General features: G+C 62.4%; 18 protein-coding genes and 1 pseudogene. 15 read left to right on the forward strand and 4 right to left on the reverse strand.

Annotated features, from left to right (window positions below):
- The 3 genes from E4Q08_RS08475 (at window position 1) to E4Q08_RS08485 (ending at window position 3,927) form a co-directional block, all read left to right on the forward strand.
- On the forward strand, window positions 1–1,884 hold the full coding sequence (locus E4Q08_RS08475) for a hypothetical protein (RefSeq protein ID WP_169070064.1): 1,884 nt from the start codon (window positions 1–3) through the stop codon (window positions 1,882–1,884).
- Complete coding sequence (locus tag E4Q08_RS08480; RefSeq protein WP_169070065.1) at window positions 1,877–2,098, forward strand: hypothetical protein; 222 nt, start codon at window positions 1,877–1,879, stop codon at window positions 2,096–2,098. The genes E4Q08_RS08475 and E4Q08_RS08480 overlap by 8 nt, the downstream gene beginning before the upstream one ends.
- A gap of 179 nt (window positions 2,099–2,277) precedes the next feature.
- Window positions 2,278–3,927 (forward strand): DUF1631 family protein, encoded by a 1,650-nt coding sequence (locus tag E4Q08_RS08485; RefSeq protein ID WP_248594780.1) that lies wholly within the window; start codon window positions 2,278–2,280, stop codon window positions 3,925–3,927.
- 1 nt (window position 3,928) lies between these two features.
- On the opposite strand, the gene rng is transcribed toward E4Q08_RS08485, so the two are convergent.
- Window positions 3,929–5,383 carry a ribonuclease G gene (gene rng / locus E4Q08_RS08490; protein ID WP_169070067.1) on the reverse strand — a complete coding sequence of 485 codons (1,455 nt, stop codon included), beginning with the start codon at window positions 5,381–5,383 and terminating at the stop codon, window positions 3,929–3,931.
- A 71-nt stretch (window positions 5,384–5,454) separates the two neighbouring features.
- On the opposite strand from rng, the gene trhP reads away from it, so the two are divergent.
- The 6 genes from trhP (at window position 5,455) to E4Q08_RS08520 (ending at window position 10,872) form a co-directional block, all read left to right on the forward strand.
- The gene (gene trhP, locus E4Q08_RS08495) at window positions 5,455–6,801 is read left to right on the forward strand and encodes a prephenate-dependent tRNA uridine(34) hydroxylase TrhP (RefSeq protein WP_169070096.1); all 1,347 of its coding nucleotides are present in this window, start codon (window positions 5,455–5,457) and stop codon (window positions 6,799–6,801) included.
- Between the two features lie 11 nt (window positions 6,802–6,812).
- Window positions 6,813–7,904 carry a glycosyltransferase family protein gene (locus tag E4Q08_RS08500; protein WP_169070068.1) on the forward strand — a complete coding sequence of 364 codons (1,092 nt, stop codon included), beginning with the start codon at window positions 6,813–6,815 and terminating at the stop codon, window positions 7,902–7,904.
- Between the two features lie 204 nt (window positions 7,905–8,108).
- On the forward strand, window positions 8,109–9,617 hold the full coding sequence (locus E4Q08_RS08505; protein WP_169070069.1) for a DUF1538 domain-containing protein: 1,509 nt from the start codon (window positions 8,109–8,111) through the stop codon (window positions 9,615–9,617).
- Window positions 9,614–9,961, forward strand: a complete 348-nt coding sequence (locus E4Q08_RS08510) for a P-II family nitrogen regulator (protein WP_169070070.1) — start codon at window positions 9,614–9,616, stop codon at window positions 9,959–9,961. Before E4Q08_RS08505 ends, E4Q08_RS08510 begins: the two co-directional genes overlap by 4 nt.
- Before the next feature lie 82 nt (window positions 9,962–10,043).
- The gene (locus E4Q08_RS08515; RefSeq protein ID WP_248594781.1) at window positions 10,044–10,421 is read left to right on the forward strand and encodes a CBS domain-containing protein; all 378 of its coding nucleotides are present in this window, start codon (window positions 10,044–10,046) and stop codon (window positions 10,419–10,421) included.
- A 13-nt stretch (window positions 10,422–10,434) separates the two neighbouring features.
- Window positions 10,435–10,872 (forward strand): hypothetical protein, encoded by a 438-nt coding sequence (locus tag E4Q08_RS08520; protein ID WP_034913544.1) that lies wholly within the window; start codon window positions 10,435–10,437, stop codon window positions 10,870–10,872.
- Here E4Q08_RS08520 and E4Q08_RS08525 read toward each other — a convergent pair.
- A complete protein-coding gene (locus tag E4Q08_RS08525; protein WP_248594782.1) occupies window positions 10,830–12,200 on the reverse strand; it encodes a citrate transporter in 1,371 nt (456 codons plus the stop codon). The two genes, E4Q08_RS08520 and E4Q08_RS08525, sit on opposite strands and share 43 nt — an antisense overlap.
- Before the next feature lie 150 nt (window positions 12,201–12,350).
- Here E4Q08_RS08525 and E4Q08_RS08530 point away from each other — a divergent pair, with 150 nt between their 5' ends.
- The 3 genes and pseudogenes from E4Q08_RS08530 to E4Q08_RS08540 all read left to right on the forward strand — a co-directional run bounded on the left by E4Q08_RS08530 (window position 12,351) and on the right by E4Q08_RS08540 (window position 14,914).
- Window positions 12,351–12,776, forward strand: coding sequence for a universal stress protein (locus E4Q08_RS08530; protein ID WP_169070072.1), 426 nt, complete (start codon window positions 12,351–12,353; stop codon window positions 12,774–12,776).
- A 317-nt stretch (window positions 12,777–13,093) separates the two neighbouring features.
- Window positions 13,094–13,579 carry a CBS domain-containing protein gene (locus E4Q08_RS08535; protein WP_169070073.1) on the forward strand — a complete coding sequence of 162 codons (486 nt, stop codon included), beginning with the start codon at window positions 13,094–13,096 and terminating at the stop codon, window positions 13,577–13,579.
- Window positions 13,579–14,914: pseudogene (locus E4Q08_RS08540) on the forward strand (ArsB/NhaD family transporter). Before E4Q08_RS08535 ends, E4Q08_RS08540 begins: the two are co-directional and overlap by 1 nt.
- Before the next feature lie 58 nt (window positions 14,915–14,972).
- Here the strand turns inward: E4Q08_RS08540 and E4Q08_RS08545 are convergent.
- Both E4Q08_RS08545 and E4Q08_RS08550 read right to left on the reverse strand, forming a co-directional pair.
- Complete coding sequence (locus tag E4Q08_RS08545) at window positions 14,973–16,532, reverse strand: methyl-accepting chemotaxis protein (protein WP_169070074.1); 1,560 nt, start codon at window positions 16,530–16,532, stop codon at window positions 14,973–14,975.
- Between the two features lie 80 nt (window positions 16,533–16,612).
- Entirely contained in the window at window positions 16,613–17,065 is a 453-nt protein-coding gene (locus tag E4Q08_RS08550) for a cache domain-containing protein (RefSeq protein ID WP_034913557.1), read from the reverse strand.
- 531 nt (window positions 17,066–17,596) lie between these two features.
- On the opposite strand from E4Q08_RS08550, the gene surE reads away from it, so the two are divergent.
- Genes surE through E4Q08_RS08565 form a run of 3 tightly spaced genes read left to right on the forward strand, consistent with a single transcriptional unit; the run spans window position 17,597 to window position 19,952 of the window.
- Window positions 17,597–18,340, forward strand: a complete 744-nt coding sequence (surE, locus tag E4Q08_RS08555) for a 5'/3'-nucleotidase SurE (protein ID WP_169070075.1) — start codon at window positions 17,597–17,599, stop codon at window positions 18,338–18,340.
- Window positions 18,337–18,999, forward strand: a complete 663-nt coding sequence (locus tag E4Q08_RS08560) for a protein-L-isoaspartate(D-aspartate) O-methyltransferase (protein WP_169070076.1) — start codon at window positions 18,337–18,339, stop codon at window positions 18,997–18,999. The genes surE and E4Q08_RS08560 overlap by 4 nt, the downstream gene beginning before the upstream one ends.
- Window positions 18,996–19,952, forward strand: coding sequence for a peptidoglycan DD-metalloendopeptidase family protein (locus E4Q08_RS08565; protein WP_169070077.1), 957 nt, complete (start codon window positions 18,996–18,998; stop codon window positions 19,950–19,952). The genes E4Q08_RS08560 and E4Q08_RS08565 overlap by 4 nt, the downstream gene beginning before the upstream one ends.
- Window positions 19,953–19,954: the final 2 nt, after the last annotated feature.

Genomic DNA, 19,954 nt, shown 5'->3' on the forward strand with positions numbered 1-19,954 from the left:
GTGAGCGCGGATCTGCTTTTTGCCGACGCGCGGCCGGGGGTCCATCTGGTCTTTGGCGACTCCGGCAACCCCCCGGATGTTCGCCAGCTCGGCAGTGCGCTGGTGCTGCCTCTGCCGCTTTTCGATGGTTCCCTGGTGGCCGGCGCCGTGCCGATGGGGATGGCCGTGATGCCGGATGGGCATATTCTGGCGATGGTCATCGCGCGTGTACCCGCGCTGACCAGTGCGGCCGCGCTTTCAGGTCCTTCCCCGGCACTGTCCCTGAGCTACGACAACGCGGTCAATAGGGCGCCCTTCCGCTGGGCGGATACCCTTTGGCAGCGGGCGCCGGCTCGGGTTCACCGGTGCCGGATGGGGCATCGTGCGCCGCGGGTGAGTCAGGCCGATGCCCCGATCGGCGTCGGCCAGGCCGCACATCAAGCGAGGATGGTTGAGAGCCCATGGCAATTGCCGCGTAGTGATCGTCGGCCGCGGGTGCGTGCTCTCTGGGCCGAAGGCCAGCCCCGCACAGCCGCGGTGCAGGAGGAATTCAGCCCTCTGTCGATGGTTGTGCGGCCGGCGCTCGATGTCCGGTTTACAGGCGCCTCGGCGCAACCGCAGCAAACGTCCGCGCGATGGATCGATCTGTTTCACCGGGCGCGCCCCGCTCTTGCTGTCCCGTGGGGGGATGGGGTGACGATGACGATCGACATCGATCTGGCGTCTGGCGCCGGCTCACCGAGTCGTCTGCTCGTGCGTCACCCCTGGCAAATCGGTCGATGGCCTTTGCCTGGTCGATCCCCCCTTCCGCCTGGGCCGGAACCCGATCCGCCGCCCTATGTCGGGGACCCGGACCTGCTCTTCCCGTGGCTGGGGAAGGGCGCGCGGGTCATCATCCCTATCCTGAGGACCTATCTTGTGCACAACGATGTCACGCTGACCCGCGTGTCCAATTCGCTGGAATTGCCTGCGCTGTCCTTGTCCCTATCGATCGATTCCAGCTCGTGGGTCTGGGGGTGGAGTGCGAGCCTGCCGGCCCATTGTCTCGGCGATGTCCTGCCCGCCGGGCCGGGGGAACCAGTCGAGATTGAGGCGATCGTCAACGGTGTCAATTTCCGGTTGCTGGCGGAAAATATCACGCGTGACCGGCGGTTTGCCCAGGCCCGTATCACGGTCTCCGGCCGCGGCATCGCCGCCGAACTGGGGGCGCCGTATGCGCCGGTGATCAGCCGCCACAACGATGCAGACCGCACCGCGCAGCAGTTGATGGGGGACGCGCTGACGTTCAACGCGGTGAGCCTCGGCTGGGATCTGGACTGGCATCTGACCGACTGGCTGGTGCCGGCCGGCGTGTGGTCCCACACCGGCACCAGCATCGACGCTTGCGCGCGCATCGCGGCCGCTGCCGGCGGCTACGTCCAGGCCAGCCGCCATAGCAAAACCCTCTTCGTCCTGCCGCGATACCCGGTGGCGCCATGGGACTGGTCTGGCATTGTCCCTGACTTCTCCCTGCCCTCTGCGGCGACCACGCGCGAGTCCGTCCGCTGGCTGGAGAAGCCCGCCTACAACTCGGTGTATATCAGTGGCGAAGGAGGGGGAATTCTGGCGCATGTGACCCGTGCCGGGAGTGCGGGCGATCTGCTCGCGCCGATGGTCGTCGACGCCCTGACTACCCACACCGAGGCCGCCCGGCAGCGGGGGATTTCGGTGCTGTCCGACACCGGTCCGAAGCAACATCTGGTGCTGGAAACGCCAGTGTTTTCTGGCGTTGGAATCTACCCTGTTGGCGCCTTCGTCGCCTTCTCCGACGGTGCCGATTCCCGGCGCGGCATCGTGCGCAGCGTCTCTCTCAACGCCACCTTTCCAACCGTCCGGCAGACCATCGAAATCGAGTGCCATGAGTAACCTGCTGAGCGATTTTCTGAGCCTGTTGCCGGGTGATCCTCTGCTGGTCGGAGAGGTCTCCAGCATCGCCGACGAGATCAGGATAGTGACCCTTCCCGATGGCTCCACGATCACCGCCAAAGGCGTCGCGGCGGTGGGTCAAAGGGTGTTTATTCGAGGGGGTGTAATTGACGGTATCGCGCCCGCTTTGACCGTCGTTGAGATCCTCGTTTAACGGTAAGTTTGTAACTTTATTGCGCTTCGAGCAACTTCTGATCTGTCCAAATATCGCGCATTTTGCTTCCAAATATCGCGCACCGTTACATCTGTGGTCAGACGGAAAGTCAAGGGCTCATCGAGGATCTCATCGCCCAGGCGCTGGACAAGGCACTCGTGGACGCAGGCGTGGTCGGAATGGCGCAACTTGAGCTCCTGCATGCCATGGAGAATCATGCAGTCGACCTCTTTGGTCCAACGATCCATGATCTGAACCTCTTCCTGGCTGGCCGTGGCGTACTTCCGAAGCTACGCCGCAGTTACTCGGCATCGACTGCCGACAAGAAGCAGTCGAACGAGAAAGATACCGAAAACACTACCGAATCTGCCGATCTGTTTGCTCTCCTGCAAAAACTTGTGGCTCCGCCGTCCACAGATGGCGGAGGTACTGCCGTTGCCTTGCCAATGCCGGCTACCCAGAGCGGCGGTCCAGCCGCCGGCGTATCTCCGCAGGGAGGCACCCCTGGCCAGATGGCCGTGGCGATGGAGCAGGTCATGGCTGCTCTGCATACCCTGCAAGGGGCGGTACCGGCCCCGAGCGCAGACGTTTTGATGCCCAACGTGCTGCGGGATTTTCGCGCCAGTGACACCGGCCAGAGTCTTGGCTATCTGCAAGCGGTGACGGTCGATATCATCGCCACCCTGTTCGACTTCATTTTCGACGATGCTTCCGTCGCCGATCCGATCAAGGCGCTGGTTGGACGCTTACAGATTCCCGTGCTGAAGGTTGCGATGCTCGACAGGACCTTCTTTTCCAGCAAAGCACATCCGGCCCGGCGTCTGCTGGACGGCATTTCGCGGGCAGCCGTTCGCTGCGGTCCACAGGCGGGTCACGATGATCCGCTGTACGCGCGTATCGCGGAAATCGTCGAACGGCTGCAAAACGAGTTCACTCAGGATACCAGTCTGTTCGATCTGCTCTGTGTTGAACTGGACGCTTTCCTCGAAGGACAGGAAACCGCCGCCGATGACCGTGCAGTCCAGGCGGCTCCACTCGTCGCTGAACAGGAGCAGCGCGAACTGGCCGCCCTGGCCGCCGATCAGGTTCTCGCGAACTGGCTGGCCACGCCGCTGCCTTCTGCCGTGACCGATCTGCTGAATCATGAATGGCGCAAGCTGCTCATTCGGCACCATCTGAGCGGCGACGACATCGCCTGGGGGGTGGCCATGAGTACCGTTGGAGAATTGGTGGCAAGCGTGCAACCCCAACCGGATGTGCAGAGCCGGAAACGTCTCGCGGCGCGCTTGCCGACCCTGGTTCGCAGAATCTGTGAGGGCCTGGACAAGTTGCATGTGACTGACGATCGCCGTCTTGCCCTCACTGACCAATTGTTCACTCTCCATGCTGCGGTACTGCGCGGCGCAGCACCACCGGCGGCGAGCACGCGACCGATTGTCCCGGCAGCGGCTCCGGTCCCGGCACAGATCGCCAGCGAACATATCGACTGCGGCGAAACCCATCTGGAACGGGTTTTCCTCTCCCCAGGCACGGCGCCTCCACGCTCGGAGCGCAGTGACCACGCCCAGTCCTTGGTGGAAGGGCTGCAGCGCGGCGATTGGCTTGAGTTTGCGAACCCCGAGAGCGGGCCGGTACGTTATCGACTGTCCTGGATCAGTCCGCAGCGGGGCATCCTGCTATTGACCAACCCCCAGTCACCACGGGCGATGTCGGTGTCGCCAGACGCACTGGCAGTACAGATCGAGCGTGGCGAGGCGACCATTCTGGCGGCCGAACCGATGTTCGATCGTGCCGTTAACCGCGCACTGGAGACGCTGAAGGCGGCTTAGGCTACATCAGAACGATGTCGTATTGCTCCTGCGAGTAGCTGGGCTCCGCCTGCAGTGAAATCGGTTTGCCGATGAAGTCGGAGAGCATGGCCAGACCTTGCGATTCTTCGTCGAGAAAACGGTCGATCACCGCCTGGTTGCCGAGCACGCGATATTCGCGCGCGTTGAACTGGCGGGCTTCGCGCAGCAGTTCACGCAGGATTTCGTAGCACACGGTGCGCGCCGTCTTGACCTCGCCACGCCCGCCACAGGTCGGGCACTCCTCACACAACACATGCGCGAGTGATTCGCGCGTCCGCTTGCGAGTCATCTCGACCAGGCCGAGCGCGGTGAAACCATTGACCGTCAGACGCGTATGGTCTCGCGCCAGCGCCTTGTTGAACTCACAGAGGACTGCGCTGCGATGCTCATCGTTCTCCATGTCGATGAAGTCGATGATGATGATGCCGCCGAGGTTGCGCAGGCGCAGTTGACGGGCGATCGTCTGTGCGGCTTCGAGATTGGTCTTGAAGATGGTGTCGTCGAAGTTGCGCACGCCGACGAAGCCGCCGGTATTGACGTCGATGGTGGTCATTGCCTCGGTCTGGTCGATGATCAGGTAACCCCCGGACTTCAGATCGACACGGCGCGCGAGGGCTTTCTGAAGTTCGTCTTCGACACCATGCAGGTCGAACAGCGGCCGTTCGCCGACGTAGTGTTCCAGCAAGGGAGCGACCGTCGGAGTGTACTCGGCGGCAAAACTGGTGAGCCGCTGGAAGTTTTCGCGCGAGTCGATGACGATACGCGCAGTCTCGGGGTTGACGAAATCGCGCAATACCCGCTGTGCCAGCGATAATTCCTGGTAGAGCAATGAAGGGGGTGCGGCGGTGGTCGATTGCGTCAGGATGTCGCGCCAGAGTTTGCGCAAGTACTCGATATCCTTGGCGAGTTCGGCCTCGCTCGCGCTCTCTGCCATGGTGCGGACGATGAAGCCACCAGCTTCGTCACCGGGTACCAGGCGACCCAGTTTCTCGCGCAGCGCTTCACGTTCGGACTCCCTCTCGATACGCTGCGAGATCCCGATGTGCTTGTCCTGCGGCAGGTAGACCAGCATGCGCCCGGCGATCGATACCTGCGTAGACAGGCGTGCCCCCTTGCTGCCCATCGGGTCCTTGATCACCTGCACGAGGATGCTCTGCCCCTCGAACAACAGGCGCTCGATCGGTCGCAGCGGTTCGTCACTCGGACGCGGCTCACGGATGTCGGCAACGTGCAGAAAGGCGGTACGGCCGAGGCCAATGTCGATGAACGCCGATTGCATGCCCGGCAGGATGCGAACGATGCGTCCCACGTAGACATTGCCAACGAAGCCACGACTGGCGCTGCGTTCGATGTGCAATTCCTGCACGACGCCCTGATGCATGACAGCGACGCGCGTTTCCTGCGGAGTAAAGTTGATCAGGATCTCTTCGGACATGGCGGAGCAATCTGGAGAATGAGAGTAAGATGAGGTTTTCCACATTCTACCCCGTGACGAAGCTCTCCCGGATGCCTGTCTCCGCAGCCTTGACCTCTCGCGACTTGCCGATCCCTGAATTGCTCGCTCCCGCAGGTTCGTTGACGATGTTGCGCACCGCCCTGGCTTTCGGTGCCGACGCCGTCTATGCGGGCCAGCCGCGCTACAGCCTGCGGGTACGCAACAACGATTTCGGAGACCTCGCCATCCTCGGCACGGCCATCGGCGAGGCACACGCTGCCGGCAGGAAGCTCTATGTGGTCAGCAACGTCCTGCCGCACAATCGCAAGGTCCACAGCTACCTGAACGACATGGCGCCGGTCGTCGCGCTCCAGCCTGACGCCCTGATCATGGCCGACCCCGGGTTGATCGACCTGGTGCGCGAGACCTGGCCGCAGATGGCGGTCCATCTCTCGGTGCAGGCCAATACCGTCAACTTTGCGGCGGTTCGTTTCTGGCAGAAGCTCGGCATCCAGCGGATCATCCTTTCTCGCGAGCTGTCGCTCGACGAAATCGCCGAGATTCGTCAGGAATGTCCCGACATCGAGCTCGAAGTCTTCGTGCACGGCGCGCTCTGCGTCGCATATTCAGGGCGATGCCTGCTTTCCGGATACTTCAACCATCGTGACCCCAATCAGGGCACCTGCACCAACTCGTGTCGCTGGGATTACCAGCTCAAGGCGGGCAAGGCGGATGCGGCCGGCGATGTGCATGCCGCCCAGCCACCCAATTCAGCGAATTTTCCAGATCAACGACCAGGGAAGGGTGTCTGGCTGCTCGAGGAGAAAGAGCGGCCGGGCGAACTGATGCCGATCGAAGAGGATGAGCATGGTACCTACCTCATGAACTCGAAGGATCTGCGGGCCGTCGAGCATGTCCGGCGCCTGACCGAGATCGGTGTCGACTCGCTGAAGATCGAGGGGCGCACCAAGTCTCCCTACTATGTGGCGCGCACCGTACAGGTCTATCGCCGCGCCATCGATGATGCCCTTGCCGGGCGGCCATTCGACCCCGGACTGCTCGGCGAACTCGAGGGACTGGCCAATCGCGGCTACACCGACGGTTTCTACCAGCGTCACCACGAACACGAGATGCAGAACTACCTGCGCGGCCATTCCGAATCGGGGCGCAGTCTCTACGTCGGCGACGTCCTGGCATGGGATGCTCCGCACCAGTTGGCGCTGATCGACGTGAAAAACCGCTTTTCGGTGGGTGATCGCCTCGAGATCATCCATCCCTCGGGCAACCACCGGCTGACTCTCGAACGGATGCAGCACATCGACGGCAACGAAATTCGCGTCGCCCCCGGCAACGGCCATCGCGTGTGGATTCCCCTGCCGAGCGAATTGCCGGGAGCGCTGCTGGCGCGCTTCATCTAGATTCCACCACCATGTCTGCTCCTCATCTCTTCGTCGACATCTCGGCACACGGCTTTGGCCACCTGGCGCAAACGGCACCGGTACTCAACCGCCTGCTGCAGCAGCTACCGGATCTCTGCATCACCATCCGCAGCGATCTGCCCACAGCCAGAATGCAAGCCCGCCTTGTGGCTCCTTTCCAGCATCTGGCGGACAGCAGCGACTTCGGTTACGTAATGCATGACGCGATGTGCGTCGACCTGGCCGCGACGGCCCGCGCCTACCGCAAACAGCATGCCGACTGGGAAGCCCGCGTGGACCGTGAAGCGCGTCTTCTCGCCGAACTACAACCCCGACTGGTGCTCAGCGATGTCGCCTACCTGCCGCTGGCTGGCGCCGCACGCGCCGGTATCCCCGCGCTGGCGATGTGCTCACTCAACTGGGCCGGGCTGTTTGCCCATTTCTTCGCCAGCGAGCCCTGGGCGGCACCGATTCTTCATCAGATGCTGGCGGCGTACAACGGGGCCGAATGCTTCCTGCGACTGACTCCCGGCATGGCCATGAGCGAACTGTCGCGGGTCCGCCGCATCGGCCCGGTTGCCACTCTCGGCAATGACTGTCGCCAGGCCGTGCGTGCGCAACTGCGCTGTGCCAGTGACGAGCGACTGGTCCTGATCGCCTTCGGCGGCGTCAGCCAGCGGCTACCGCTTGCCGACTGGCCACAGATCGCCGGCGTACGCTGGCTGGTCCCGCAAGACTGGCAGGTGGCACAGTCCAACTGCAGCGATTTCGAGCCGCTCGACCGACCGATGACCGACCTCCTGTGCTCGGTCGACGCGGTGATCGCCAAACCCGGCTACGGCACATTCAGCGAAGCCGCCTGCAACGGCACACCGCTCCTCTACGTGCGGCGGCACGACTGGCCGGAACAGGATTGCCTGATCGACTGGCTGCACAAGCACGCCCGCTGCCGGGAAATCAGTGGAGCGGACCTGCTGGCTGGCCGTCTCCAGGAGGCGCTTGATCTCTTGTGGCAGCAAACGGCACCACCACTGCCCTTGCCATCGGGCACGCAAGAAGCGGCTGCCGCACTACTGCCGTGGCTGACGGTGGATGACGGTTAAGCATCCGGGCGGGACCAGGACTGTCCTTCGACGTAAGAAATGGCGTTAAATTGCCCGAATCTTGCACATGACCGAAATCTCGGGCATGATTCGTGCCCATGCTCGAGATGACATTCCACTTTCCACTTGCCAAGCCGATCCGTGTTCACTGCCTAGAGGCCTCGCCAAAGACTCGCCGCCCCGCGGCGGGTAATCCGCGCTAGGATGGGGCTCGGCTCGCTGTTTCGCGTCATCCGCGAGCTCCTGCACGAGGCGGCACGCGACCTCGCACCCACCCTGATCGTGGTCGTCCTGTTCCAGGTGTTTTTCATCCAGCGCATGCCCGACAGCCCGGCTGCGCTGATCGGCGGCTTTGCCATCGTCCTCCTCGGCCTGGCGCTTTTCGTCAAGGGGCTCGACGCGGCGATCTTTCCGGCCGGCGAGACGATGGCTTTCGACTTTGCCCGCCGCGGTTCGTTTCTCTGGCTGGTCTTCTTTGCCTTCTTCGTTAGTTTTGCCTCGGTGGCCGCTGAACCGGCGCTGATGGCTGTCGCCTACAAGGCGGAGGCGGTATCGGGGGGCAGCATGGGTGCGCTGACGCTGCGCATGGTGGCGGCGCTCGGTGTCGGCATTGCGGTGGTATTCGGCGTCTGGCGTATCGTCCTCGGCCACTCGATCGGCAATTACCTGATTCCGGGTTATCTGCTGGTCATCGCGCTGACCGTTTTCTCGCCGCCACAACTGGTCGGTCTGGCCTTTGATTCCGGCGGCGTCGTGGCCTCGACGGTCACCGCACCGCTGCTCACCGCGCTTGGGGTGGGTCTGGCGACCAGCATCCGAGGACGCAATCCGTTGCTCGACGGTTTTGGTCTGATTGCCTTCGGTGCGCTGGCACCGATGATCATCATTCAGCTCTACGGCATCCTGTTCTTTGTTCCCGCAGCGGCCGGCACGCCGGTGGTGGTGATGCCGAGCGACGATCAGCATCAGTATGCGCTTCTCGAGATGCTGATCGATTTCGGGATCATGGTCAGGAACCTGCTGCCGATCATCGCCGTCGTGCTGTTCTCGAGCTTCGTCATCCTGCGCCGCCCGCTGGCCGATCCCAGGGGCCTGGCGGTCGGCATGTTGCTGGTGGCGGTCGGCCTGTTCATGTTCGACGAGGGGCTGCAGGTCGGTCTCTTCCCGCTTGGTGACGAGATGACCAACGGCCTGATGCGCGACGGGGTCGCAATGTGGGCGGTCTACCTCTACGGCTTCCTGATCGGTTTTGCGACGACCATGGCCGAGCCGGCGCTGATCGCGCTATCGATCAAGGCCGACGAGGTCAGCCTCGGGCAGCTCAAGGGTTTCTGGCTGCGCTGTCTGGTCTCGGTGGGTGTGGGCATCGGCATCGTCATCGGCTGTGCACGCATCATCGACGGCACCAACATCGCCTACTGGCTGATTCCCGGCTACCTGCTGGTGCTGGCGATGACCAAATTTGCCCCCGACTTCATCGTGCCGATCGCCTATGACTGCGGTGGCGTGACCACCTCGACGGTGACCGTGCCGCTGGTGACCGCACTCGGCGTCGGGCTGGCCGAGCGAACGCCGGGCCGCGACCCGATGATCGATGGTTTCGGTCTGATTGCTTTCGCCTCGCTGCTGCCAATGGTCATTGTCATGTCCTATGGCATGCTGGCCAGCTGGTTGCTGCGGTCGAGAAAATCTGTCAAGGAGAACGGCCAATGAAATTCTCTGCAGTGGTGCTGATCGTTCCGGACGAAGACGAAAACCGGGCGGTCGAAATTCTCAAGGAGGCCGGAGCCACCGGCATCACCATCCTCAAGGGCAAGGGTCTACGGCACAACGAGCGCAAGACCTTTCTCGGTCTGGGTCTGGAGCGCAAAGAGTCCTTGCTGTTGAGTGTGGTCGAGAAGCAGCTCTCGATGCGCATCCTGAGGGCGGTCAAGATGCAGATGAAGATGGACCTGCCGGGAGGAGGACTGGCCTTTTCGCTGCCGCTGGGCAGCGTGGTCGGCATCGGCCTGGCGCAAATGCAGGCCTTCCAGCGCGAAGTCGAGGAAGATCTGTGAGCACCTCGCGGCCATCGGCCCGTCCCCTGGCTGATCACGATCATGGACTAAAGGAGAGTTTGCCATGTTGGTTGCCGGAATCATGAAGACAAACGTTATCACCATCAGCCCGCTGGCCACCGTTCGGGAGGCACTGCTGCTGATGAAGAAGAGCGGCGTCAAGTCGCTGGTGGTCGACAAACGCCATTCGGGCGACGCCTACGGCCTGATCGCTTACCGCGACGTCGCCAGGGCGGTGATCGCCGAGGATGGCGACATCGATCTGCTCAATGTCTATGACATTGCCCAGAAACCGGCGCTGCAGGTTTCCCAGCATCTCGAAATCCGCTATCTGGCGCGACTGATGATCCAGTATGCGGTGAAAAATGTGCTGGTCATCGACAACAACGAGTTGCAGGGCTTCGTCTCGGATACCGATGTGGTGAGTCATCTGATCGATCGCGCCAGCAGCGGCCGCTAACACCCAGAGCGTGATGGAAAAAATCATTCACCGCTATTCGGCTTTCTTTCCGCGCTGGTGCCAGGCTTTTGGTGACCATGTACCTGACCCCGGCGGCGAAGGGCGTGCGGTCGAGTGGCTGGTGGGCGCCGACTGCGTCGGCGTGATCGTCCTGCCCGAGATTCGGCACCTGTTGATGCACGAACTACTCGGCCAGCACCAGCCCGAACTCGAGTTCCGCCAGAGGTCCGTGCGACTGAACCGGCGGGACTACGATGAGGTCGAGGTTCTCGGGCATCCCGGCTATACGGCCTTGCGCGAACTGCTGCTCGGCAGTGAAGCGGCGCACATGTTCCTGACCTACCATCTGATCTACCCACCCGGAACCCGGATCATCACCGTCTCACGCAAGCCGCCGCTCGGGCTGCTCTACAAGGAAATGGCCCCGCTGCCGATTACCGTTTGCGAGTGAATCACCGGCGGTGGATCGACCTGCGACCCCTGCTGAGCCGCGTGCGGTCGCCAGCCGAGAATCAGGAGCAGCGCGAAGAAGCCGGCGACGTAACCCAGCGGAACATGCCAGCCATGCAGCAGCCACTTGCCGGCCGACCTGGCCTCGGGGAAGAGATTGGCCAGTGCCACCCCGGCCGACGATCCGAACCACAGCATCGAGCCACCGAAACCGACGGCGAAGGCAAGAATGCCCCAGTCGTAGCCCCCCTGCTTCAGGGCCAGCGCGGTGAGCGGGATGTTGTCGAACACCGCCGAAACGAAGCCCAGGCCCAGCGCCGTCTGCCACGAAGCCAGCGGCAACTTCTCGACCGGCATCATCGACGCACAACTCACCAGCGCCAGCAGAAAAACGGATCCTTTGATGGCCTCCGGAAGCAGGCTCCATTCCGGCTTGCGCAGCGGCACCGCCAGCAGCAGTGCCACCCATACCGCCACGCCGAGAAAGGGAAAATGGTCAGCGGCCTCCGGGAACCGGATGTTGACCGTGACATTGGTGCCGATCGCGGTCCCCAGCATGAAACCGACGATGCCGACCCGCGCCCAGTCGACATGTTGCGCACCCTGCAGGTTGCGCACGATCGGCTGGTGAGCGTGCTGTTGCAGCGCAGCCGGGATGCCGGACACCACCAGCGCCACCGCCGACGCGAGAAAGGCATGCGTGACGTCGAGCGGGCTGACGCCGGCGATCCACATCATGGTGGTGGTCGTGTCACCGATCACGCTCCAGGCGCCACCGGCGTTCGAAGCGGCAACGATGGCCGCCAGGTAGCCGACATGCAGCCGGCGCTTGAAGACGCTGGCCGCCACGGTGCCACCGATCAGCGCTGCCGCGATGTTGTCCAGGAAGCTCGAAAGAAGCCAGATGATGGCGAGCAACACGAAAGGCCCCAGCCAGCTCTCGGGTAGCAGTCTCGGCAGCACTTCCGGCACGCCGCTGTCCTCGAAGTGACGCGCCAGCAGCGCGAAGCCAACCAGCAGGCAGAGCAGGTTGACCAGCAGCACCCATTCGTGCGCCATGTGGCCGGCAAAGCCGCCGAGCCCCGCGCCGGTCCTGAAGCCGGTGACGGCGATCTTGTACAGGGCGATCACCACCAGCCCGGTCAAAGCCACCTGGAGCACCCGATGGTGGAACAACGCGACGCCCAAAAGCGTCGCCGCGAACAGGATGAACTCCACAGGGATGCCGAGCACCTCCGAGCCGTCGGCAGCCTGCACCGGCAATGCCTGGCAGCAGACAGCCAAAGTCAGCCACTGCGTATTCATGAGTCCACCGAGCGTCCTGCGCATTACTCTCCTCTGTCGAGAAAAACCACTGTGGTAAGCTTGTCGCCTACACTCGGAACAGTCAAGCATTTTCAGGTCGCCTGCTGGCCTGTGCACCGTCAGTTGCCACGCCGTACTGGTTCCGACAGTCGCAAACCGCCTGAGGAATTCGCCATGCGCAAGGTTCTTGTCCCAGTCGACGGTTCAGCCGCCGCCCATCACGCCGTGCGGCACATCATCGCACTGACTGGCACCTGCCCCTCGATTGAGGTCGTCCTGCTCAATGTTCAACCGGAAATCGACGACTGGAGTGTACGCCGCCTCCTCAAGAAGGAAGAGGTCGAGGCAATGGAGGAATGCCGGGGTGGCGACACCTTGCAGCAGTACCGCGAGGTGCTCGATGCTGCCGGCGTCCGCTTTACGCCGCTGGTGGAGATCGGCCCTGCCGCCGAGATCATCGCCAGAGTCGCCAGGGAGCAGGGATGCGACGGCATCGTCATGGGCAGCCGCGGCCTGGGCGCAGTGTCCAGCGTACTGCTCGGCTCGGTCAGTAGCCGGGTGCTCGAGATCACCGACCTGCCGGTCACGCTGCTGAAATAGCCTTGAGACGGCTACGCTGATGCGCCGCCAGCCGCTCTGCGCAGGCAATCTTCATGTCATGTTTCTTGCCCTTAACAAGCCAAACCAGGCCAAATCCTTCAGCATCTCAGCAAAGTCGGAGAGAACGGCTCCGCAATCGCCGCAGGCCGTGAGCGCCCTGCAGATCGGGCGTTGATGCCCGGGTTGCAGGCAGCAAATTCGGGATTGACAGCGGCTTCCACGGCTCGGCATACTCCGGCCGTGCCGACGAATCTCCTGTCCATGCCGGGCAGGCGGAAGAAGATTCGCGGCCTCCGTCTCTACCCAAAGGGGGTTTCATGCACCACCATCCTGACGCCTTGTGCCGGTCGATCATGTCGGCACCGCCGGCCGTGCTCAAGCCGACCGACTCCATGTCATTGGCCCTGCAGACCATGGTCGAACAACGGCTACCGGCACTGCCGGTCGTCGACAGCGACTACCGCTACCTCGGCATGCTGCCACGCAGCCGGCTGATTGCACTCGCCATGCCGCGAGTCATCTCGCACCAGGACGAGCAACATCCCTTGAGCCACCTCCTGCAGGTCGGCTTCATCCAGGATACGCTGGCCGACCTGCAGGAGCGGGTGGATGCCGTCGCCAACGATCCCGTGAGCCGCCACCTGGACACCGAGGTGCCGGTTCTTGATCCCGACACGCCGCTGATGAACGCCATGCTCTTCCTCCACCGGCAGCGAAACGTCCTGCCCGTCGTCGAGAACGGGAAACTGCTCGGTATCGTTTCAGTCTGGGATGTTCTCGCCCGCATCGGGAGGGTCAAGTAATGCACACAGCAGCTTCCGGGGTCATTTTCGGCCTCAATCCCTTGTGGCTGGCGACCGTGGTGATGATCGTCACCTATGGCGTAATCATCAGCGAACGGCTGAACCGCTCGATCATCGCATTGCTTGGTGCAATGCTGATGATCATGTTCGGCCTGCTGACTCAGGAGCAGGCCGTCGCCGGCGTCGATTTCAATACCATCGGCCTGCTCGTCGGGATGATGGTCATCGTCTCGATCACCCGCAAGTCGGGGGTTTTCGAGTATCTGGCGATCTGGTCGGCAAAACTGGTGAAGGCCAACCCGGCGGGCATCCTGGCCATGCTTGCCGTGGTCACCGCGGTCGTTTCCGCCTTGCTCGACAATGTCACCACCGTACTCCTCGTCGTTCCGGTGACGCTGGTCATCACCGAGGCGCTGAAAGTCAATCCCTATCCCTTCCTGTTCTCGCAGATCCTGGCGTCGAACATCGGTGGTACAGCGACGCTGATCGGCGATCCACCGAACATCCTGATCGGCGGCCAGGTCGGTTTGTCGTTCAACGACTTCGTGATTCACCTCTCGCCGGTGATCGTCGTGATCCTCCTCGTGCATGTCATCTCGATTCACCTCATCTGGGGACGCAGCATGGCCTCAACGGCCGAACTGCGCGCGCGGGTCATGGCCTTCGACGAAAGCGAGGCGATCACCGATTCGCGACTGCTGAAACGGGCTTCACTGGTGCTGGCCCTGGTGATCGTTGCCTTCGTCATGGCACGGTCGCTGGGGCTGGAATCGGGCACCATCGGCATGGCGGGTGCGGCGCTGCTGTTGATGCTCGACAACCTCGGCAAGTCGGCCGAGCACCAGTCGGAGAACGTCGTCAAGGTGTACAACGAGATCGAATGGATCACGATCTTTTTTTTTCGTCGGGTTGTTCATCGTGATTGCCGGTGTCGAGCACGCCGGTCTGCTGCGCCTTCTCGCCGACAAGCTGCTCGCCGCCACCGGCGGCGATTTCAAGGTCACGGGCTACAGCATCCTCTGGTCATCGGCGTTCCTGTCGGCGATTGTCGACAATATCCCGTTCGTGGCCACGATGATTCCCCTGATCAAATCGATGGCGCCTGCATTCGGCGGCGCGGACGCGCTGATGCCGCTCTGGTGGTGCCTTTCGCTGGGCGCCTGTCTCGGCGGCAACGGCACGCTGATCGGCGCCAGCGCCAACCTGACCGTCGCCGGCATCGCCGAGCGCAACGGCATTCCGTTCCGCTTCATGACCTACACCAGGATCGCCTTTCCGCTGATGCTGATCCATGTCGCGATCTGCAACGTCTACGTCTGGTGGCGGTATTTCTGAACCACCGGTTCCGCCGCCGGTCTGCAGCGAAAGACCGCGGTGGAATCGGTCACCAGGATCAACCGGATCGGGCAGCGCTTCTTGGGATCACCGTATCTGAGGACGGCACGCCGGACAGGGTGGTGTCGTCGATTCTGAAGAAGGCCATGAGATCCTGGAGCTGACTGGCCTGCCCCGCCATCTCCTCGGCGGTGGCAGCGAGTTGTTCGGATGCCGAAGCGTTCTGCTGTGTGGCCTGATTCAATTGTCCCAGGGCGCCGTTGATCTGCATCACGCCGCTGGATTGTTCCGAGGAGGCGGCGGCGATCTCCTGCACCAGTTCCGAAGTCTGGCGAATAGTGGGCACCATCTGCGTCAGCAGATTCCCGGCGAGATCGGCCTGTTTCACCGAGGATTTGGCCAGGTTGCCGATTTCCTGCGCAGCGACTTGCGAACGTTCCGCCAGTTTACGCACTTCCGCGGCGACGACGGCAAAACCCTTGCCATGCTCGCCGGCACGGGCCGCCTCGATCGCAGCATTGAGGGCCAGCAGATTCGTCTGATAGGCAATATCGTCGATGATGCTGATCTTGCCGGCAATGCTCTTCATGTCCTCGACCGTGCAGCCGACAGCCGTGGCGCCTTCAGCCGCCTCACTGGCCGCCTTGGCGGCAAGCTTGCCGGTGAGTTGGGCATTTTCCTTGTTCTGCGCGATGGACGCGCTCATCTCCTGCATGGACGCGGTGGTTTCCTCGACCGACGCGGCTTGCTCGCTGGACGAATGCGCAAGGGAACTGGCTGTCGCGGAGACCTGTCCCGCCGCGTTGCTCAGGCTGTCGGCCGCGGTGTGCACCTCGCCGATAATCTGTGTCAGCTTGCCCTGCATCTCCGCCAGCGCCCGCAGCAGATCCCCGGTTTCGTCCTGCGCGCCGGTCTGGATGGCAGTACCCAGCTCGCCGCCGGCAATCATGCTGGCCGTTCGCACGGCTTCGACCAGAGGAGCGACTATTCTGCCGGCCAATACCAGCGCGATCGACACGGCCACGACCAGGCCCAGCAGAAACAGGCCGAGATTGGTGGCGATCAAACTCGACACGCGCTTGTTCGCTGCGGAAACCATTTCGTCCCCTTTGCTCTTCTGCTCTTCGAGAAACTTGCTGAGTGCAGCGTCGATTTCCAGGAAGCGCTTGTCTGCCGCCTGCATCATGCCGGTGCCCATGGCAATGTCGGATTGCGCCATGTCGATGGCCTGCACCACATTCTTGCGGTAACGCGCCAAGGGCTCCTCAAGTGCGGCAATCGCCTTCTTTTCGTCCTCATCGAGGTCGCTGCGTTCGCGGAATTTCTTGAGCAACTGTATCGCGCCATCGGCGTGACCCATGATTACAGCGGCGTCTTTGGCAATGCGCTCCTCATTGAAATTGCCCAACATGGTGAACAATCGGTAGGCCGCAATGTTCGCGTCGAGCAATCTGCCACGGCTGTCATTGACGGCGGCGAGGTGCTGCATGCCTTTTACCCCTATGGCATCGAGCGTTTGCTGCATCGAGCGCAGACCGAAGTAGCTGAAGATGCCCAGAAGCAGCATCATGGTCAGCGGCACGAGCGAGGAAACGACGATTTTTGCCTTGATCTTCATGCTTTTCTCCGTGAAGGAAGAAGGCTTGCTGGCGGTGGCATCGGGGCCGTCGCGCAGCGCCATCAGCCCCGGCAGCCCGATCAGCGCTTATAGACACCGGCGCAAACGATGTTCTCGCCGGTTTTCTCGCAGTAGGCCGACTTCGGCAACACTTTCTTGCTGACCGGATCGGTGAACTTGTAGTCCTGCCAGAACTTGCCCTTGCTCGTGGCCAGAGACACCCGTTCCTTGATGAACTCCTTGCCGTCGGCGTCGGCCAGATCGATCAGGTCCTTGCCGACCTGTTTTTCGTTCTGACCGTGGGCAATGCACTTCCCATGCATGTCATAGACAACCGGATAGAGATCCCGGTCGACCCATTTCTTGTCCTTGCCGGTGATTTCCTTCAAGGTCGCCGTGCGATCGGCGCCGAGTGCCTTGACCGCTTTGGCCACCATGGCCTCGGCTTCCTTTGGCGTGGCAAAGTTGTCGGCGGCACAGGCGACCGACGAAATGACCGAAACCACGGCAGCCGCGAGCAATGACTTAAACATGATCTTTCCTTTCTGAAGTGCCAACAAAAACGGCGCAGACCTTTGTTGCGCCACCTGGCCTGTCACTACGGACAGCCATTACAGGGAAGAGGGAAGACCCATGTTTTCCCCCCGGAAACATGCCCTCTGCCCGCACGGGTACCGATCTGACATGGAAACGGCAAACAGAGATCAGGATCGGTCAGTGACTGCACGATCACTGCATACTTCGGGTATCGGCACACCAGCGGGGTTCTTTAGGCGAAGATCTCGAAAAGTTGCGACATCTCCCTACATCGGGACTGCCGGTGTGCTAGAAAACCTACCCTTGTAAGGTCCTGGACACCCGCATTGCGATCTGAAGTATTCAGCGATGTGCCGAGGCGGTTATAATTGGCGCCAGCCTGGCAGCGCCACGGGTACTGCTGGCCGGTGCCACCAGGCACTGTTTGCTGGCAGGCGGGTGAGGGCTGCAGCGCAGCTCCGCCAATAATGATGAAGCCGGCCCCTCGCCGGTTTGTTCACCGTGTTCGTTGATGTTCGTGGAGTGCCATGCGGATCCTGCTCTGTAACGATGACGGTTATTTCGCTCCGGGGATCGAGCATCTGGCGCGCGTGCTGGCGGATGTCGCTGAAATTACCGTCGTGGCTCCCGAACGCGACCGCAGCGGGGCAAGCAACTCGCTGACGCTCGATCGCCCCTTGTCGCTCAAACGCGCGGCCAATGGTTTCTATCACGTCAATGGCACGCCCACCGACTGTGTTCATCTCGCCGTCACCGGCATGCTCGACGGGCTTCCGGACATGGTGGTGTCGGGAATCAACATGGGTGCCAACATGGGCGACGACACGATCTATTCGGGTACCGTCGCGGCGGCGACCGAGGGGTTCTTGCTCGGCATTCCGTCCCTGGCAATTTCGCTGTGCGGAACTCCCGGCGAGCATTTCGCGAGTGCGGCGCGGGTGGCCCGCGAACTGGTCGACCTGTTGCGGCGACAGGCGCTGCGCGAGCCGGTCTTGCTCAACGTCAATGTTCCCGATGTGCCCTACGCGCAACTGCGCGGCACCGTTGTCACCCGCCTCGGCAAGCGCCACAAGGCGGAGCCGGTGGTGCGCACGCTGTCGCCGCGCAATGAGACCGTGTTCTGGGTCGGTGCTGCCGGTGCCGCTGCGGATGCCGGCGAAGGCACCGATTTCCACGCGGTGCGCAACCATCAGGTGTCGGTGACACCACTGCAGGTCGATTTGACCCACAACACGCAGTTGCCGCTGTTGCGCGCGTGGCTGGCGCGATGAACACGCCAAGGGCCAATACCGGTTTTGGCATGACTTCGCAGCGCACGCGCACGCGCATGATCGAGCGCCTGCGTGAGCAGGGCATCGTTGACGAAGAGGTGCTGGCGGCGATCGCCGCCGTGCCGCGGCATGTGTTTGTCGAAGAAGCGCTGGCTTCAAGGGCTTACGAGGATACGGCACTGCCGCTCGGCTACTCACAGACGATCTCGCAACCCTATGTGGTGGCGCGCATGATCGAAGCGCTGCGCGCCGGCCGCGAACTCGGCAGGACGCTGGAGATCGGCGCCGGTTGCGGCTATCAGGCAGCGGTGCTCGCGCAACTGACCCAGGAGGTCTATGCGGTCGAGCGAATCGCGCCGCTGCTCGACAGGGCCAAGCTCAATCTGCGCGCGATCAAGGAGCTCAAGGTGCGCTTGAAGCACGCCGACGGCCAACTCGGCCTGCCCGAGGCCGCTCCTTTTGATTCGATCATTGTCGCAGCAGCGGCGGCGCGGGTGCCGCGTGCGCTTTTGCAGCAACTCGCACCTCATGGCAGGCTGATTCTGCCTTTGGGCGTGTCGGCACAGCAGCTTGCCCTGATCGAACTCAGACCGGAGGGTTTTGTCGAAACCCGCCTGGATGCTGTGCGTTTCGTTCCGTTGCTATCAGGAGTCGAATGAAGGACCAAGGGATTTTCCGTTGCCACGCTGCTGCTCTGGCCTTGCTGCTCGTTCTCGCTGGTTGTGCCAGCATCACGCCAGCGCCGCTGGATGAACGCAGTGCGGCCGCCAAGCCAGCGGCAGCCATTGCCAGTAAGGACATGTACCTCGTCAAGAAGGGGGACACGCTGTATTCGATCGCTCTCGATCATGGACTGGATTACAAGGATCTGGTCGCCTGGAATGCCATCGAGAATCCGAATCGCATCCTGATCGGACAGTCGCTGCGGGTCAGGGCGCCAGCTTCTGCAGTCGCCGGCGATGCCGTCGTGGTGCGGCCGATTGGCACCGGAGCAGCGGTCGAGCAGCGCCCGCTTTCTGGTGGCGCCGCTGCTGCGGGCGCTCCGGGTGGTGACCCCGTGCTGAAACGTGAACCGAAGGCGGGCAAGGAAGCGTACTCGGAGCAGGCGCTGGCGCGGGCGCAAGCACAGCCGAAAACGGCCGAGCCAGTCGTGGCCGCTGTGAGCAAGGCCGAAGCCAAGCCGGAACCCAAGCCAGAAGCTCCAGGTGAGGCAAAATCCGGTGATATGGCAGCAGCCGGCAGCGAGGAAATCCCCTGGATCTGGCCGGCCAGCGGCAAGTTGATCGGCACTTTCAGCGAGGGCGGCAACAAGGGCATCGATATCAACGGCAAGGCCGGTGATGCCGTGCTTGCTGCCGGTGGCGGCAAGGTCGTGTATAGCGGTACCGGGCTGCGCGGTTACGGCAAGCTGGTGATCGTCAAGCACAACAATACTTACCTGACCGCGTACGCGCATAACCAGAATGTGCTGGTGAAGGAAGGCCAGAGTGTCAGCAAGGGACAGAAGATCGCCGAAATGGGCAATACCGACGCCGATCAGGTCAAGCTGCACTTCGAGATCCGGCGCCAGGGCAAGCCGGTCGACCCGCTCAAACACTTGCCGCAGCGTTGACC

This window comes from Candidatus Accumulibacter contiguus (assembly GCF_012940005.1).
In the GTDB taxonomy this organism is placed as follows: domain Bacteria; phylum Pseudomonadota; class Gammaproteobacteria; order Burkholderiales; family Rhodocyclaceae; genus Accumulibacter; species Accumulibacter contiguus.

Excerpts from the sequence above, each read along its gene's own strand:
- E4Q08_RS08480 (WP_169070065.1), top strand. The coding sequence starts at position 1,877 with ATGAGTAACCTGCTGAGCGATTTTCTGAGCCTGTTGCCGGGTGATCCT.
- E4Q08_RS08485 (WP_248594780.1), top strand. The coding sequence starts at position 2,278 with ATGGCGCAACTTGAGCTCCTGCATGCCATGGAGAATCATGCAGTCGAC.
- rng (WP_169070067.1), bottom strand. The coding sequence starts at position 5,383 with ATGTCCGAAGAGATCCTGATCAACTTTACTCCGCAGGAAACGCGCGTC.
- trhP (WP_169070096.1), top strand. The coding sequence starts at position 5,455 with ATGCCTGTCTCCGCAGCCTTGACCTCTCGCGACTTGCCGATCCCTGAA.
- E4Q08_RS08500 (WP_169070068.1), top strand. The coding sequence starts at position 6,813 with ATGTCTGCTCCTCATCTCTTCGTCGACATCTCGGCACACGGCTTTGGC.
- E4Q08_RS08505 (WP_169070069.1), top strand. The coding sequence starts at position 8,109 with ATGGGGCTCGGCTCGCTGTTTCGCGTCATCCGCGAGCTCCTGCACGAG.
- E4Q08_RS08510 (WP_169070070.1), top strand. The coding sequence starts at position 9,614 with ATGAAATTCTCTGCAGTGGTGCTGATCGTTCCGGACGAAGACGAAAAC.
- E4Q08_RS08515 (WP_248594781.1), top strand. The coding sequence starts at position 10,044 with ATGAAGACAAACGTTATCACCATCAGCCCGCTGGCCACCGTTCGGGAG.
- E4Q08_RS08520 (WP_034913544.1), top strand. The coding sequence starts at position 10,435 with ATGGAAAAAATCATTCACCGCTATTCGGCTTTCTTTCCGCGCTGGTGC.
- E4Q08_RS08525 (WP_248594782.1), bottom strand. The coding sequence starts at position 12,200 with ATGCGCAGGACGCTCGGTGGACTCATGAATACGCAGTGGCTGACTTTG.
- E4Q08_RS08530 (WP_169070072.1), top strand. The coding sequence starts at position 12,351 with ATGCGCAAGGTTCTTGTCCCAGTCGACGGTTCAGCCGCCGCCCATCAC.
- E4Q08_RS08535 (WP_169070073.1), top strand. The coding sequence starts at position 13,094 with ATGCACCACCATCCTGACGCCTTGTGCCGGTCGATCATGTCGGCACCG.
- E4Q08_RS08545 (WP_169070074.1), bottom strand. The coding sequence starts at position 16,532 with ATGAAGATCAAGGCAAAAATCGTCGTTTCCTCGCTCGTGCCGCTGACC.
- E4Q08_RS08550 (WP_034913557.1), bottom strand. The coding sequence starts at position 17,065 with ATGTTTAAGTCATTGCTCGCGGCTGCCGTGGTTTCGGTCATTTCGTCG.
- surE (WP_169070075.1), top strand. The coding sequence starts at position 17,597 with ATGCGGATCCTGCTCTGTAACGATGACGGTTATTTCGCTCCGGGGATC.
- E4Q08_RS08560 (WP_169070076.1), top strand. The coding sequence starts at position 18,337 with ATGAACACGCCAAGGGCCAATACCGGTTTTGGCATGACTTCGCAGCGC.
- E4Q08_RS08565 (WP_169070077.1), top strand. The coding sequence starts at position 18,996 with ATGAAGGACCAAGGGATTTTCCGTTGCCACGCTGCTGCTCTGGCCTTG.